General features: G+C 62.7%; 14 protein-coding genes and 1 riboswitch. Of the genes, 6 read left to right on the forward strand and 8 right to left on the reverse strand.

Annotated features, from left to right (window positions below; translation table 11 throughout):
• Nucleotides 1–55: 55 nt before the first annotated feature.
• Nucleotides 56–1,003 (forward strand): glutathione synthase, encoded by a 948-nt coding sequence (gene gshB, locus D4A92_RS08410; protein ID WP_203019256.1) that lies wholly within the window; start codon nt 56–58, stop codon nt 1,001–1,003.
• Between the two features lie 193 nt (nt 1,004–1,196).
• Nucleotides 1,197–2,726 carry a YifB family Mg chelatase-like AAA ATPase gene (locus tag D4A92_RS08415; protein ID WP_203019257.1) on the forward strand — a complete coding sequence of 510 codons (1,530 nt, stop codon included), beginning with the start codon at nt 1,197–1,199 and terminating at the stop codon, nt 2,724–2,726.
• Between the two features lie 58 nt (nt 2,727–2,784).
• On the opposite strand, the gene D4A92_RS08420 is transcribed toward D4A92_RS08415, so the two are convergent.
• The 3 genes from D4A92_RS08420 to D4A92_RS08430 all read right to left on the reverse strand — a co-directional run bounded on the left by D4A92_RS08420 (nt 2,785) and on the right by D4A92_RS08430 (nt 5,701).
• Nucleotides 2,785–3,828, reverse strand: coding sequence for a sensor histidine kinase (locus tag D4A92_RS08420; protein WP_203019259.1), 1,044 nt, complete (start codon nt 3,826–3,828; stop codon nt 2,785–2,787).
• Nucleotides 3,829–3,939: 111 nt separating this feature from the next.
• The gene (gene cysK / locus D4A92_RS08425) at nt 3,940–4,908 is read right to left on the reverse strand and encodes a cysteine synthase A (protein WP_203019261.1); all 969 of its coding nucleotides are present in this window, start codon (nt 4,906–4,908) and stop codon (nt 3,940–3,942) included.
• A gap of 175 nt (nt 4,909–5,083) precedes the next feature.
• Complete coding sequence (locus D4A92_RS08430; protein WP_203019263.1) at nt 5,084–5,701, reverse strand: LysE family translocator; 618 nt, start codon at nt 5,699–5,701, stop codon at nt 5,084–5,086.
• 132 nt (nt 5,702–5,833) lie between these two features.
• Here D4A92_RS08430 and D4A92_RS08435 point away from each other — a divergent pair, with 132 nt between their 5' ends.
• Nucleotides 5,834–6,457: a LysE family translocator gene (locus D4A92_RS08435; RefSeq protein ID WP_203019879.1), complete on the forward strand. Its 624-nt coding sequence runs from the start codon at nt 5,834–5,836 to the stop codon at nt 6,455–6,457.
• 20 nt (nt 6,458–6,477) lie between these two features.
• Here the strand turns inward: D4A92_RS08435 and D4A92_RS08440 are convergent, their stop codons facing one another.
• Together D4A92_RS08440 and dut are read right to left on the reverse strand one after the other, a co-directional pair.
• Nucleotides 6,478–7,362: a GNAT family N-acetyltransferase gene (locus tag D4A92_RS08440; RefSeq protein WP_203019265.1), complete on the reverse strand. Its 885-nt coding sequence runs from the start codon at nt 7,360–7,362 to the stop codon at nt 6,478–6,480.
• A 9-nt stretch (nt 7,363–7,371) separates the two neighbouring features.
• The gene (gene dut, locus D4A92_RS08445) at nt 7,372–7,848 is read right to left on the reverse strand and encodes a dUTP diphosphatase (protein WP_203019267.1); all 477 of its coding nucleotides are present in this window, start codon (nt 7,846–7,848) and stop codon (nt 7,372–7,374) included.
• Between the two features lie 86 nt (nt 7,849–7,934).
• On the opposite strand from dut, the gene D4A92_RS08450 reads away from it, so the two are divergent.
• Entirely contained in the window at nt 7,935–9,518 is a 1,584-nt protein-coding gene (locus tag D4A92_RS08450; protein WP_203019269.1) for a peptide chain release factor 3, read from the forward strand.
• A gap of 46 nt (nt 9,519–9,564) precedes the next feature.
• Here the strand turns inward: D4A92_RS08450 and D4A92_RS08455 are convergent, their stop codons facing one another.
• A complete protein-coding gene (locus D4A92_RS08455; protein WP_246754048.1) occupies nt 9,565–10,239 on the reverse strand; it encodes an HAD-IA family hydrolase in 675 nt (224 codons plus the stop codon).
• A 126-nt stretch (nt 10,240–10,365) separates the two neighbouring features.
• Nucleotides 10,366–10,462, forward strand: a riboswitch (TPP riboswitch).
• A 55-nt stretch (nt 10,463–10,517) separates the two neighbouring features.
• Here D4A92_RS08455 and thiD point away from each other — a divergent pair.
• Complete coding sequence (gene thiD, locus D4A92_RS08460; RefSeq protein WP_203019271.1) at nt 10,518–11,333, forward strand: bifunctional hydroxymethylpyrimidine kinase/phosphomethylpyrimidine kinase; 816 nt, start codon at nt 10,518–10,520, stop codon at nt 11,331–11,333.
• On the opposite strand, the gene D4A92_RS08465 is transcribed toward thiD, so the two are convergent.
• Both D4A92_RS08465 and D4A92_RS08470 read right to left on the reverse strand, forming a co-directional pair.
• Nucleotides 11,330–11,725 carry a GFA family protein gene (locus D4A92_RS08465; RefSeq protein WP_203019272.1) on the reverse strand — a complete coding sequence of 132 codons (396 nt, stop codon included), beginning with the start codon at nt 11,723–11,725 and terminating at the stop codon, nt 11,330–11,332. The two genes, thiD and D4A92_RS08465, sit on opposite strands and share 4 nt — an antisense overlap.
• Before the next feature lie 68 nt (nt 11,726–11,793).
• Nucleotides 11,794–12,705 (reverse strand): pirin family protein, encoded by a 912-nt coding sequence (locus D4A92_RS08470; protein WP_203019273.1) that lies wholly within the window; start codon nt 12,703–12,705, stop codon nt 11,794–11,796.
• A 243-nt stretch (nt 12,706–12,948) separates the two neighbouring features.
• Between D4A92_RS08470 and D4A92_RS08475 the strand changes: the two genes are divergently transcribed.
• A complete protein-coding gene (locus tag D4A92_RS08475) occupies nt 12,949–13,776 on the forward strand; it encodes a class II glutamine amidotransferase (protein WP_203019274.1) in 828 nt (275 codons plus the stop codon).
• Nucleotide 13,777: the final 1 nt, after the last annotated feature.

The following is a 13,777-nucleotide window of genomic DNA, read 5'->3' on the forward strand; positions in this document are numbered from 1 at the left end:
TTGCCTTCGCGCGGCGCGCCGCCTAAATCTGCTGGGCAATCGCAGGGGATAGCTCATGGCCAATATCAGAAACGTCGCCGTCCAGATGGATCACGTATCCACGATCAACATCGCGGGCGATAGCACCTTCGCCATGAGCATCGAGGCCCAGAACCGCGGCTACAAGCTCTTCCACTACACGCCTGACCGGCTCTCGATGCGCGATGGTAAGGTTTTCGCAACCGTCGAGCCGATGGAACTGCGCGACGTCAAGGGTGACCACTACACCCTCGGCGCGCTGGAACGCGTCGATCTCTCGACCATGGATGTCATCCTCCTGCGTCAGGATCCGCCATTCGACATGGCCTACATCACTTCGACGCATCTGCTCGAGCGCATCCATCCGAAGACGCTCGTCGTCAACGACCCGGCCTGGGTGCGCAATTCACCCGAGAAGATCTTCGTTACCGAATTCGCCGACCTGATGCCGCCAACGCTCATAAGCAAGGATCCCGCCGAGATCGCCCGGTTCCGGGAAGAGCAGGGCGACATCATTTTGAAGCCGCTTTACGGCAATGGCGGCGCGGGCGTCTTCCACTCGACCCGCGACGACCGCAACTTCTCCTCGCTGATGGAAATGTTCGGCCAGATGTTCCGCGAACCCTTCATCGCGCAAGGCTACCTGCCGGCTGTGCGCAAGGGCGACAAGCGCATCATCCTCGTCGATGGCGAGCCTGTCGGCGCGATCAATCGCGTTCCTGCCGAACACGATGCGCGCTCCAACATGCATGCCGGCGGCAGGCCGGAGCCGACCGAGCTTACCGCGCGCGAGCGGGAAATCTGCGCCCGCATCGGTCCTGCTCTCCGCGAGCGCGGCTTTCTGCTCGTCGGCATCGACGTGATCGGCGACTACATGACCGAAATCAACGTGACGTCGCCCACTGGACTTCGTGAGGTGAAGAAGTTCGGCGGTGCGGATATCGCAGCCCTCCTCTGGGATGCGATCGAACGCAAGCGCGCCTAACCCGCTGAATCCTTTTCGGAAGTTCGGTTGCCGTTCCGGTCGTTCAACCGGATGCAACCCTGCGCCTATCTGCAGGTGCAGATGTTCCGCAAATGTTCTTGCGCTCGATTGCTTCTTATGCGAGATTGTTCCCGTCGTCACACGCAATATGAAGTTGCAGTGATGGCTTCAGATCGATCGGCGAGGGCGGGCAATGGTAGCGCGTGTCAGTACGGTTGCATTCCAGGGCATAGAAGGCGTGCCCGTCGAGGTTCAGGTCATGGTCGCGCCCGGCAAGACGGGCATGCAGATCGTCGGTCTGCCGGATAAGGCCGTGGCCGAGAGCCGCGAACGGGTCCAGGCGGCGCTGCATGCCTCGGGTCTGGCGCTCCCCGCCAAGCGGGTGACGGTCAATCTCGCACCTGCGGATTTGCCCAAGGAAGGATCGCACTTCGATTTGCCAATTGCCCTTGGCCTGATGGCGGCTCTCGGCGCCATCCCGGGGGATGCACTGCAGGGCTTTCTCGTGATCGGCGAACTCAATCTCGACGGCACGATCGCGCCGATCGCGGGGGCTCTGCCTGCGGCGATCAGCGCCAACGCCATGGACAAGGGGCTGATCTGCCCGGCCGACAGCGGCGCCGAGGCCGCCTGGGCCGGCAGCGAGATCGATATTCTCGCCCCGCGCAGCCTGATCGCGCTGGCAAATCATTTCAGGGGCACGCAAGTGCTCTCTCGGCCGGAGCCATCGATCCGGGCGCTTGCGGCCAACCTGCCGGATCTCGCCGACATCAAGGGTCAGGAAAGCGCCAAGCGGGCGCTGGAGGTCGCAGCCGCGGGCGGGCATAATCTGCTCTTCGTCGGCCCGCCAGGCTCGGGCAAGTCGATGCTGGCTGCGCGCCTGCCGTCGATCCTGCCGCCGCTCTCTGCGGCAGAACTGCTCGAAGTCTCTATGATCCATTCGATCGCGGGGCAGCTATCCGGCGGCAAGCTCTCCGATCGCCGACCCTTCCGCACGCCGCATCACTCCGCCACCATGGCGGCTCTTGTCGGCGGCGGGTTGAAGGCCAAACCCGGTGAGGCGTCGCTTGCCCATCACGGCATTCTCTTCCTCGACGAACTACCGGAATTTGCGCCGCCCGTGCTCGATGCACTCCGCCAGCCGCTCGAAACCGGCGAATGTATCATTGCCCGCGCCAACCACCGGGTCTCCTATCCCTCCGACTTTCAGCTGGTGGCGGCCATGAACCCCTGCCGTTGTGGCATGGCGGGCGAGCCTGGCCATGTCTGCGCGCGCGGCATCCGCTGCCAGACCGAGTATCAGGGCCGCATCTCGGGACCCCTGATGGACCGCATCGACATCCGCATCGACGTGCCTGCCGTCTCGGCCACGGATCTGATCCGGCCTCGCGCGGCTGAAAGCAGTGCGGAGGTGGCGAAACGCGTCGCCTCGGCCCGCACCCGTCAGCGGGATCGTTTCGAGCGCCTTGGTCTGCCCTTCAGCACCAATGCCCGTTGCTCGACGGCGCTGATCGAGACGCTGGCCGAGCCGGATGCCTCGGGGCTGCAATTGTTGCGCGATGCTGCGGAGAAATTCCGCTTTTCGGCGCGCGGTTATCACCGGGTGTTGAAGGTGGCGCGGACCCTTGCCGATCTCGATGGGGTGGAAACCCTCGGGCGGATCCATCTGGCCGAGGCGATCTCTTACCGCATCGCCTCCGAACGGCTGGCAGCCGCCGCGTGACCGGCGATCTTTAGGAGGAGGGGTCGAAAGCACGGGTCGGGATAGGAGAAGGCGATAATTAGCCTGGCAACGCCGTCGGGCGAAGCATGTCGACCGGAAGCGTGAGGCGCACCTCAGCTCCGGTCTCCGGATAGGTGATCTCTGTCTGGCCGCGCACGCCAGCGATGACGCGTTTCATCAGGGTGGAGCCGAAACCGCCCGATCCCGGCTGTGGCGCATGGGGCGGTGGACCGCCACTTTCGCGCCAGCGCATGACCAGTTGCTCTGTTCCGTCTTGGGCCATTTCGATGTCCCAGGTCAGGGATACCTGGCCATGGCCAACGCTGAGGGCACCGTATTTTGCCGCATTGGTGCCGAGCTCGTGCAGGATCAGGCTGAGCACGACGACGGTCTGCCCGCCGATCGGGACGCGCGGACCATGCCCGGTAAAGCGGGGAGTTCCGACAATTGCGAAGGGTTCAAGCGCCTGGTCAACCACGACTTGGAGAGAGGCGTCTTCTCCCTGCCGCAAACCACGCAACAGGAGATTCGACCGCCCGAGCGCGGTCAAGCGGTCACGCAGTCGCGCTGCGAGCTCATCGGCGCTTGAGGCATTCTTGAGGGAGAGGCTGATGATCGCATTGATGGTCGCGAAAATGTTCTTCAGTCGGTGGTCCAGCTCCTGGGCCATGACTTCCTGCTGTTCGGCAAGCCGCTGGATTTCTTCCCGCGTCCTGATTTCCTGCCGGTAGGCCCGAGTTACCAGGTAAATCATCGTCAGTTCGGTCGTCACGACGAAGACGTAGAGACCCATGGCAAGCAGAGTGCCCATCGAAAAGTCAAAGCGGCCGGGGCTGATGAAGAAATACCAGGCGGACAGGCCGGAGAGGACGGCGACGAGAATCCCCTGGCGCAGCCCCACGACAAAGCCGCAAATGATGACGGCGGGGAAGAAAGTCAGGAAAGGAAAGCCAGCAGGCAGAACGGGGTCGAACCAGGCGCGTACGGCAAGCGCGATAGCAAAGACGATCAGGCTCGCAACATAGGTCGCGATGAGTTTGCTCGGCGACAGGCGGTCTTCTACGGATGCAAAGGCCGGCAGGCGTTGTAGGAATGCGCGCATGTGCCCCCAGAAGATGCATTCAATCTTTCGGAAATCACCCTAACCCGGTAAAGAGACGCCCGCAATCGGAAGGAGAACGCCGGAGAGGCCCCGGCGTTCCATCAGATCAATTCACTCGCCGAGACCGGCAAAGAGCGCCGTCGACAGATAGCGCTCGGCAAAGGACGGAATGATGACGACGATCGTCTTGCCGGCATTTTCTTCACGCTGGCCAAGCTTGATCGCCGCCGTCAGCGCGGCACCCGAGGAGATGCCGACCGGCACGCCTTCAAGGCGGGCAACGAGACGCGCATTTTCGAAAGCTTCGTCATTGGTCACGGTGATGACCTCGTCATAGACATGGGTATCCAGGATCGCTGGCGCAAAGCCCGCGCCGATCCCTTGGATCTTGTGCGGGCCGGGATTGCCACCGGAGAGAACCGGGCTGTCGGCCGGCTCGACGGCGACGACCTTGATCTCGGGCTTGCGGCTCTTGAGCACCTGGCCGGTGCCGGTGATGGTGCCGCCCGTACCGATGCCGGAGACGAAGATATCGACCTGGCCGTCGGTGTCGTTCCAGATTTCCTCGGCTGTCGTCTTGCGATGGATTTCCGGATTGGCGGGGTTCTCGAACTGTTGCGGGATGATTGCATCCTGCGTGGTCTCGGCCAGTTCCTGTGCCTTGGCAATGGCGCCCTTCATGCCCTTTGCGCCCTCGGTCAGGACAAGCTCGGCACCGAGCAGGGCCAGCATCTTGCGGCGCTCGATCGACATTGTCTCGGGCATGGTGAGGATCAGGCGATAACCCTTGGCCGCCGCCGCAAAGGCAAGCGCAATGCCGGTATTCCCGGATGTCGGCTCGATGAGAACGGTCTTGCCAGGCACGATCTTGCCCTGGGCTTCCAGGCTCTCGATCATGGCCACACCGATACGATCCTTGACCGAGGCGATCGGGTTGAAGAATTCGAGCTTGGCGAGCAGATGCGCCTTCACGCCCTTTTCCTTGGCAAGCTTGTCGAGCCTGACGATCGGGGTATCGCCGATCGTTTCGGTGATTGAGCCATAGACGCGTCCACGGCCGGGTTTCTTCTGCTCAGTCATGGGTTTCTCCCTGGTGATTTGGTTGGCGCGAGCTTACGCCTGCCGACCCGTCCTTGCCAGCATAGCCATGCCGCAGCGGGCTTGATCCGTGGAAAAATCTGCTCCGTGGGCCGGTCGCATTCGCCTTCGGATAAGAAAAGCGCCTGCGGCCTGTTTGTTTCATGCCGCGCGGCGATCAGGCCGCGCGTGCCGCAATATAGGCGGCCGTGCCGGCAAGAATGCCGGCAGCGCTGCGGTTCAGGACTTTCAGCGCCTCCGGCCGCTTCAAGAGCCCGCGCGCCTGGGCCGCAAGCAGGATATAGGGCAGAAGCACCGCCATCAGCACGACGAAGGTCAGGCCAACGAGCAGGATGTAATCGGCAAGCCCGATTGCCTCGAGCGGGATCAGCGTCGGGACGAGAGCCACGTAGAACAGCATGGTCTTCGGATTGCCGAGCGTCACCAGAAGACCGGAGAGGAAGGACATGGACGGGCGCATCGCACGCTCAGCCTTGATGTCTTGCGGCAGGAGCCCTGCGGTCCAGAGCTTCCAGGCGACATAGACGAGGTAGGCGGCGCCTAGGAATTTCAGGATCAGGAAGGGCGTCACGAAGGTTTTCGCCAGCACCGAAAGCCCGAGGATGACGGCAGTCAGATAGACGAGATCACCGAGGATGAGGCCGAGCCCCATGAAGAAGGTCGGCCGGAAGCCGGAGCCCAGCGCCCGCGCCACAATCGCGGTCATACCCGGTCCCGGAATGGCGGCCGCGATGAACAGCGCGCCGCAATAAGCGATGATGGTGGTCAGGGTCATGGGGGCTCCTCCTCGCTCATTCCTAATCTCGGGCGGTAAGACTTGCAACGGTGACACGATCGCGATTGCAGCCCTCAGCCGGTTGCCGTTAGGAGGCATCAACCGCCGTGAGGAAACGATCTCGTGCCAAGCATGCCCGCATTCCTTGCCTTCAGCCTTGTCTGCCTTGGTATGGTCCTGACGCCCGGGCCAAACATGATCTATCTGGTGTCCCGGTCTATCTGCCAGGGTGCCATGGCAGGCCTCATTTCGCTGGGCGGTGTGGCGCTCGGCTTTGTCGTCTACATGCTTCTCGCAGCCTTCGGCATCACCGTCCTGCTGCTCGCCGTTCCCTTCGCCTTCGAGATGCTCAAATTCTGCGGCGCGCTCTATCTCGGCTGGCTCGCCTGGCAAGCGCTGAGGCCGGGAGGCCGCTCGCCCTTCCAGGTGCGTGATCTACCTGCTGACAGTCCCCGCAAGCTCTTTGTCATGGGGCTTGTCACCAACCTGCTGAACCCCAAAGTCGCGATCCTCTACCTGTCGCTTTTGCCACAGTTTATCGATCCAACCCGCGGCAGCGTTCTGCTCCAGTCGCTGGTTTTGGGTTTTACGCAGATCGTCATCGGCGTCACGGGCAACGGCCTGATCGCCCTGTCCGCAGGCTCCATTGCGCTCTTCCTCGCCGGGCGTCCGTCCTGGATGGTGGTGCAGCGCTGGCTCATGGGCACGGTGCTCGCGGCTCTCGCGATCCGCATGGTGACGGAAGCGCAGCGCTGAAATCCGAAAAGGGCCGCTTCTCAGAAATCCGCCAGGGGCGAGAGCATGAAAGGCTGAGTCAGAGACGCAGGCTCAAGGCCCCTCACCATGAGCACACAGTCGCCTTGATGCGGTCTTGCTGCACCTTTCCAATCGAGCCGATCTGGAGGGAAAAACACCTCGGCATTCTGGAAATTCGGCCCGAGGCTTGCCACGATATGGCCCAGCGGCGGGACATTGCGGGCCGCGACATCCAGGATCTGCAGCGACGTTTGCCCCTGGGGTTTCCAGGCAATCACCGCATCGTCTTCTGCCAGCAGGCTCAGCCTGATGTCCGGATCGAAGTGGGCGTTGAGCAGGAACATCTCCTTTTGCCTAACGACGGAGAAGGTCTCCGAGACGGGTTGCCGAGTGTCCAGCGCCATCTGAACCATGTGGAGATCCGCCGTCTGTTTCAGGTCGAGGTCACGCGCCCTGGGCACAGGCAAGTCAGCTTGTGGAACGGCACCATAAAATTTGAACTGGGGTATGGTTCGGAAGCCGTAGGGTTCATAGAGCCCCGGCTTGTCCGTCAGCAATATCCCGGCTTCGAAGCCTCCGCGTTCCGCCCAGTCGAAGGCCCGCTTCATCAGGGTCCGGTATAGCCCCTGTCCGCGATAATCCGGCCGCACGGCGCCAGACTGGTAGCCAGCGGCCCGAACCACGCGTCCATTGACAACGAGCGGCATGGAGAAGGCGGAGAAATTCGCAACGCATCGCCCTGACGGATCGAAATAGCCAAACGGCATCGATGTGGGATCAGGTCCGCCCAGTTTCATCTGGTGGGAGATGTCGATGCCGAAGATGTCCTGGAGCAGATCCGCGAGCGCCTGAAACGCCGCAGGGTCTCCAAAGTAACCTTCCCGCAGCGTCAGGGCCTCCAGCATGCTGCACCCTCACACCCCGGTCGAGCCGAAGCCGCCGGCACCCCGCGCCGTGTCGCTCGTCTCGGTCACCTCGGTCACGCGTACCTGAGTTACCGGTGCGATCACCATCTGGGCGATGCGCATGCCGCGGGTGATGACGAAATCCTCCTGGCCGAGATTGATGAGCAACACCTTCACCTCGCCGCGATAATCGCTATCGATGGTGCCGGGGGTGTTGAGGCAGGTCACGCCGTTCTTGAAGGCGAGACCGGAGCGCGGGCGGATCTGCGCTTCGAAACCTTCAGGGATTTCCATGATGAAGCCGGTGGGCACCAGCGCCCGCGCGCCCGGTGCAAGCGTCATCGGCTCCCCATCGGACACCGCTGCCCTCAGATCCATTCCCGCCGCTCCTGCCGTTTCATAGGCGGGAAGATGAAGCCCTTGTCCATGAGGCAGGCGCTTGAGGTTGAGCACGGGGCCGATGACGTCTGAGCGGATGGTGGACATGGCGGAATTCCTTTGTTTGTCGCGCTCAATTGCATATTGGCCGTCGAAACGCTAGATAACCGCCCGACCAGAAGGACTCCTGAGATATGGCTGAAACGCTCGCCGAGGCGGTCTCCCGCCGCCGCACCTTTGCTATTATCGCCCACCCGGACGCGGGCAAAACGACGCTGACCGAAAAGCTGCTGCTGTTCGGCGGCGCGATCCAGCTTGCCGGTGAAGTCAAGGCGAAGAAAGATCGCATCCAGACCCGTTCGGACTGGATGAAAATCGAACGCGAGCGCGGCATTTCGGTCGTAACCTCGGTCATGACCTTCGAATATGAAGGCAATGTCTTCAACATCCTCGACACGCCCGGTCACGAAGACTTCGCAGACGACACCTATCGCACGCTAACCGCCGTCGACGCGGCCGTCATGGTCATCGACGCTGCCAAGGGTATCGAGCCGCGGACCTTGAAACTGTTCGAGGTCTGCCGCATGCGCGACATTCCGATCATCACCTTCATCAACAAGATGGACCGCGAAAGCCGCGATCCCTTCGAAATCCTCGACGAGGTCGAAGAGAAGCTGGCGCTCGACACGGCCCCGATCACCTGGCCAGTCGGCCGTTCCAAGACCTTCTGCGGCTCCTATCATCTTGCCAACAACACCTATCGGGGCGGCGATGCCCAGGTGGAGCCGCTCAAGGTCAACGGTCCGCAGAGCGTGGCGGAGAACCTGCCCGAAAACGAGCGCCAGACCTTTATTGACGAGCTGGAACTCGCCCGCGAAGCCTGCCGTCCCTTCGACCGCCAGAGCTTCCTCGAAGGCCATATGACGCCGGTCTTCTTCGGCTCGGCACTACGCAACTTCGGTGTCCGCGACCTGATCAACGCGCTCGGCGCCTACGCGCCGCCGCCGCGCGACCAGGTGGCCGATACCCGGACCGTGCATGCCGCCGAAGACAAGATGACCGCCTTCGTCTTCAAGATCCAGGCCAACATGGACCCGAACCACCGCGACCGCATCGCCTTTGCCCGCATTTGCTCCGGCAAGCTCGAGCGCGGCATGAAGGCGCGCTTGGCCCGCACCGGCAAGCAGATGGGCCTGACGGCGCCGCAGTTCTTCTTCGCCTCGCAGCGCCAGCTAGCAGATACGGCCTATGCCGGTGACGTCGTCGGCATCCCGAACCACGGGACGCTGCGCATCGGCGACACGCTGACCGAAGGCGAAAACCTCGTCTTCCAGGGCGTGCCGAACTTCTCGCCGGAGATCCTGCGCCGCGTGCGGCTGGAAGATGCAATGAAGGCGAAGAAGCTGAAGGAAGCTTTGCAGCAGATGGCCGAAGAGGGCGTCGTGCAGCTCTTTTCGCCGGAAGACGGCTCGCCGGCCATCGTCGGCGTCGTCGGTGCGCTGCAGCTCGACGTCCTGAAGGAGCGACTGCAGGGCGAATACGGTCTGCCGGTGTCCTTCGAAATGTCGCGCTTCTCCGTCTGCCGCTGGATCTCGGCCGAGAACAAGGACGATCTGGAAAAGTTCATGACCCAGCGCCGCGGCGACATCTGCCGAGATCTCGACGGCGACCCGGTCTTCATGGCGCAGGACCAGTTCTCGCTGCGCTACGAGTCCGAGCGTTACCCCGCGATCAAGATGGTCGCCATCAAGGAATATCACGTCGCCAAGGCGGCGTGAGTTTGGTCGAGAGCGGTGACGGTTACGCCGTCACCGCAGCGTAGGTTCATTCTGCTGCCTTGATCCGCAGTCCCAGGGAAGCGTCGAACTCCACCCTAAGCGTCTCATAGCTCGCAATTGTCGGATGGCTGGTCTCCAGCGGATGGGCATGGGTCGCCGTGATCACCGCGACATCGGCGCCCGCCGCTTCTCCGGCTCTGACGCCGGCCAGCACATCCTCAAACACCAGGCAGCGGGACGGATCGAACCCGAGCCGCTCTGCACCGAGCCGGTAGCCGGCGGGATCCGGCTTGCCGATCTTCACGTCCTCCGCCGTGACGATCTTGAGCGGCTGCGGCAGGCCGGCGGCCCCGATGCGGGCGCGGGCGAGGGCGGAGGGTGCCGAGGTCACAATCGCCCAGCGTTCGGCAGGTAAGCTTTTCAGAAAGTCGATGGCGCCGGGGATCGGCACGATGCCCTCAAGATCCTCGATCTCGCCCCGCTCGACCTCGAGCGCTTCCCTCACCACATCGATGCCGGGCAGGTTCAGCGCGCTGATGGTGTCGATCCCGCGCTTGCCGTGCATGGTGGGCAGGAAGGTTTCGAGATTCAGACCGTGCTTCAATGCCCAGCGGCTCCAGACGCGCTCGGCAGCCGCGATGGAATTGAGCAGCGTTCCGTCCATGTCGAAGAGAAAGCCATCATAGGAGCGGTCGAAAAGCCGGTCGGGGGCGTGATGCAAGGCAATCTCCTCGGGTCGGTTGGATATCCCGGCCTCCCTAGCGGCTCTGGCCGTCGGCTGCAAACTCTGAATGGGAATGACGGGCAGGCACAGGTGACAGGAACGGCGCTGTCGCATAGTCTGACGCCTGAGAGACAGGGGCGTCTGGCGCAAGCCGGGCTGAGAAGCACCCTTTGAACCTGAACCAGATCATGCTGGCGGAGGGAGTCGCTCGGGTGTCGCGCCAGATAGATCCGCGCTGTGCCCGTTGCGTCTTCGTCGCCTTGGGAGACGCAGACATGAGATCATCCACCATCCGCAACGTGCTGACCATCGCCGGCTCCGACCCTTCCGGTGGAGCAGGCATCCAGGCCGATCTCAAGGCCTTCTCGGCCCGCGGTTGCTACGGAATGGCTGTTATCACGGCGCTGACGGCGCAGAACACAAAGGGCGTCTCGGCCGTCGTGCCGCTCGATCCTGGATTTGTCGCCGAGCAGATTCGCATGGTCTTTGCCGATGTGCGCGTGGATGCAGTTAAGATCGGCATGATTGCCAATGCCGGCATCGCATCGGCCGTCGCCGAAGCGCTGAAACCCTATCGCGGCATTCCCGTCGTTCTCGATCCCGTCATGATCGCCAAGGGTGGCGCCTCTCTGCTCGATCCGGATGCGGTCGAAGCCTTGACGTCGGACCTTCTGCCGCTCGCCACGCTTCTGACGCCGAACCTGCCGGAGGCGGCAGCCCTGCTCGGCGATCCCGAGGCTTTCGACCGGCGGATCATGGAATCCCAGGCCGTCAGGCTGACAGCACTCGGACCCCGGGCTGTGCTGCTCAAGGGTGGCCATCTGGCCGGTCCCGAAAGCCCAGATGTCCTGGTTGCGGATGGCCAGGTGACCTGGTTCGAGGCGGATCGGATCGCAACGCGCAATACGCATGGCACCGGCTGCTCGCTGTCGAGTGCGCTTGCTGCCGAGCTGGCGAAAGGGCTTGAGCCGCAGGAGGCCGTGCGTGTTGCCAAAGCCTGGCTCGCGGAGGCCGTCCGGAGTTCTGGCCAGCTGTCGGTGGGCTCAGGACACGGGCCGGTGCATCATTTCCATTCACTCTGGCAGGATTAGTTGTCCCCGTCCTCCGGAAGTCCCTGAACGGCGAAGACAAAGGGCAGGGCGGACCTGCCGAACGACTGGTGTGTCGGAGCGAGTGCTCGGCGCTGGTCGACGCAGCCGAGCCGCAAGCCGATCTCGCCGTCGGCGCTTTCGCGCCACATCGGCGAACCGCAGTTGCCGCAGAAGAACTGATCGCTCGGCCGGCCGCTGTCGCCCATTTTCCGGTAACGCTTGGCCTCGCCGGCCAGAAGCTGAAATTGACCGGGAAGAGCCGCGACTGTGACCCTGTAAGCTGAGCCCGTCAGCTGCTGGCAATCCGTGCAATGGCATACGCCGACGGCCTGTGGATCGACCTCGGCTTTGTAGCGGATTTCGCCGCATTGGCATGCCCCGGTTACGCGCATGTCCTTCTCCGGTAAAAGAAAACCCGGCGCTGGAGACGCCGGGTTGAAGTGAACTTGACTGCGTGGGGTTAATGATCGGCCTTGATAAAGGTTCCGTTCTGCAATTCCTTCATTGCCTGCATCAGCTCTTCGCGCGTGTTCATCACGATCGGTCCGTGCCAGGCGACCGGCTCCTTGATCGGCTTGCCGGTCACCAGCAGGAAGCGGATGCCCTGCTCTCCCGCCTGAACGGTGATCTCGTCGCCGGTGTCGAAGACGACAAGCGTCCGGTTGCCGGAGAGGTCGCGGATATTGAGCTCTTCGCCCATATATTCCTTCTCGACCTTGACGCCGAAGGGCTTGGACGCATCCCGGAACGAGCCGGAGCCGGCAAAGATATAGGCAAAGGCCGAGCGATAGGTATCGACCGGGAAGGTCTTGCGCTTGCCGGGCGGCACGGAGATGTCAAGATAGACCGGGTCGGCGGCGATGCCGTCGACGGGGCCATTCTTGCCCCAGAAGTCGCCACAGATGACACGCACGGCGGTGCCGTCATCGTCGATCACAACGGGAATGTCTGCCGATTTGATATCCTGGTAGCGTGGCGTGGTCATTTTCAGCGAAGACGGCAGATTGGCCCAGAGCTGGAAGCCGTGCATACGGCCGGCAAAATCGCCCTTCGGCATTTCCTGGTGCAGGATGCCGCTGCCGGCAGTCATCCATTGCAGGTCGCCTGCACCCAGCATGCCCTGATTGCCGAGGCTGTCGCCATGCTCGACGGTGCCGGCCAGCACATAGGTGATCGTCTCGATGCCGCGATGCGGATGCCAGGGGAAGCCGCGGACGTAGTCCATTGGCTCGTCGTTGCGGAAATCGTCCATCATCAGGAAGGGGTCGGTCATCGAAGGATCCCCGAAGCCGAAGACGCGGTGCAGCTTGACACCGGCGCCTTCCATGGTCGGCGTGGCGCGGCTCTCATGCTTGACGGGGCGGATGGACATTCGGGGACCTCCTCGGGGAAACGGGCTCGTTGCTTGGGCAGCAATATAGGCGAGAGAACCATGGCACGCAGGCCCGCCGGGCAGAACGCAGTGTTCACTTTTGTGCCAGTCGACAGCAGGAAGAATGTTGCGCTGCACGACAAAAATTTGTCATGAAGGAAGCCATGTTTGCAAATCATTAGTCTATCGGGCGAAGACTACCAAGGATTCGCAGTCGGTCGATGGACCTGGGGCAGAATTCATATGTGTCGTTGGGCAGCTTACCGTGGTGTTCCGATCTTCCTCGAGGAGCTGGTGACTTCGCCTGCGCATTCCCTGATCGAACAATCCCATTGCGCAACCCGCGCCAAGACCGCCACAAACGGCGATGGCTTCGGTCTCGCCTGGTATGGGGATCGCCCCGAGCCGGGCCGCTTCCGGGATGTGCTGCCGGCCTGGTCCGACTGCAATCTGAAGAGCCTCGCAAGCCAGATCCGCTCCCCGCTCTTCCTCGCCCATGTGCGCGCCGCAACCCATGGTGCCACCCGCCGCGACAACTGCCATCCCTTCGTCCAGGGAAACTGGTCCTTCATGCACAACGGCCAGATCGACAATTTCGATCGCATCCGCCGACCTATGGAAGGCATGCTGGACGACGAGCATTTCCATGCCCGTGTTGGTACGACCGACAGCGAACTGCTCTTCCTGCTGGCCCTTCAGTTCGGTCTGCGGGACCGTCCGATCTCGGCCATGAGCGAGGCCGTGGGCTTCGTGGAGCAGATCAGCCTGCACCTCACCGGCACCGCGCGCATTCGCCTCACGGCGGCTTTCTCCGATGGCAAGACGCTCTATGCCGTGCGCTATTCGACGGATGAACATGCCCCGACGCTTTTTGCAGCGCCGATGGGGCCGAAGGGCAGCTTCTGCCTCGTCTCGGAGCCGCTGAACGATGAGACGGACACCTGGGTGGAGATCCCCGCAGGCAGCGCCGTGATCCTCAGCGAAAACGGCCTGGATGCCGCCGAGTTCAAGCCTGCAGTCGAGCGTATGCGGGTCGATGAGATCCGTCAGCCGGCGATGGCTGCGGTCTGAT

Source organism: Rhizobium rosettiformans, from assembly GCF_016806065.1.
In the GTDB taxonomy this organism is placed as follows: Bacteria; Pseudomonadota; Alphaproteobacteria; order Rhizobiales; family Rhizobiaceae; genus Allorhizobium.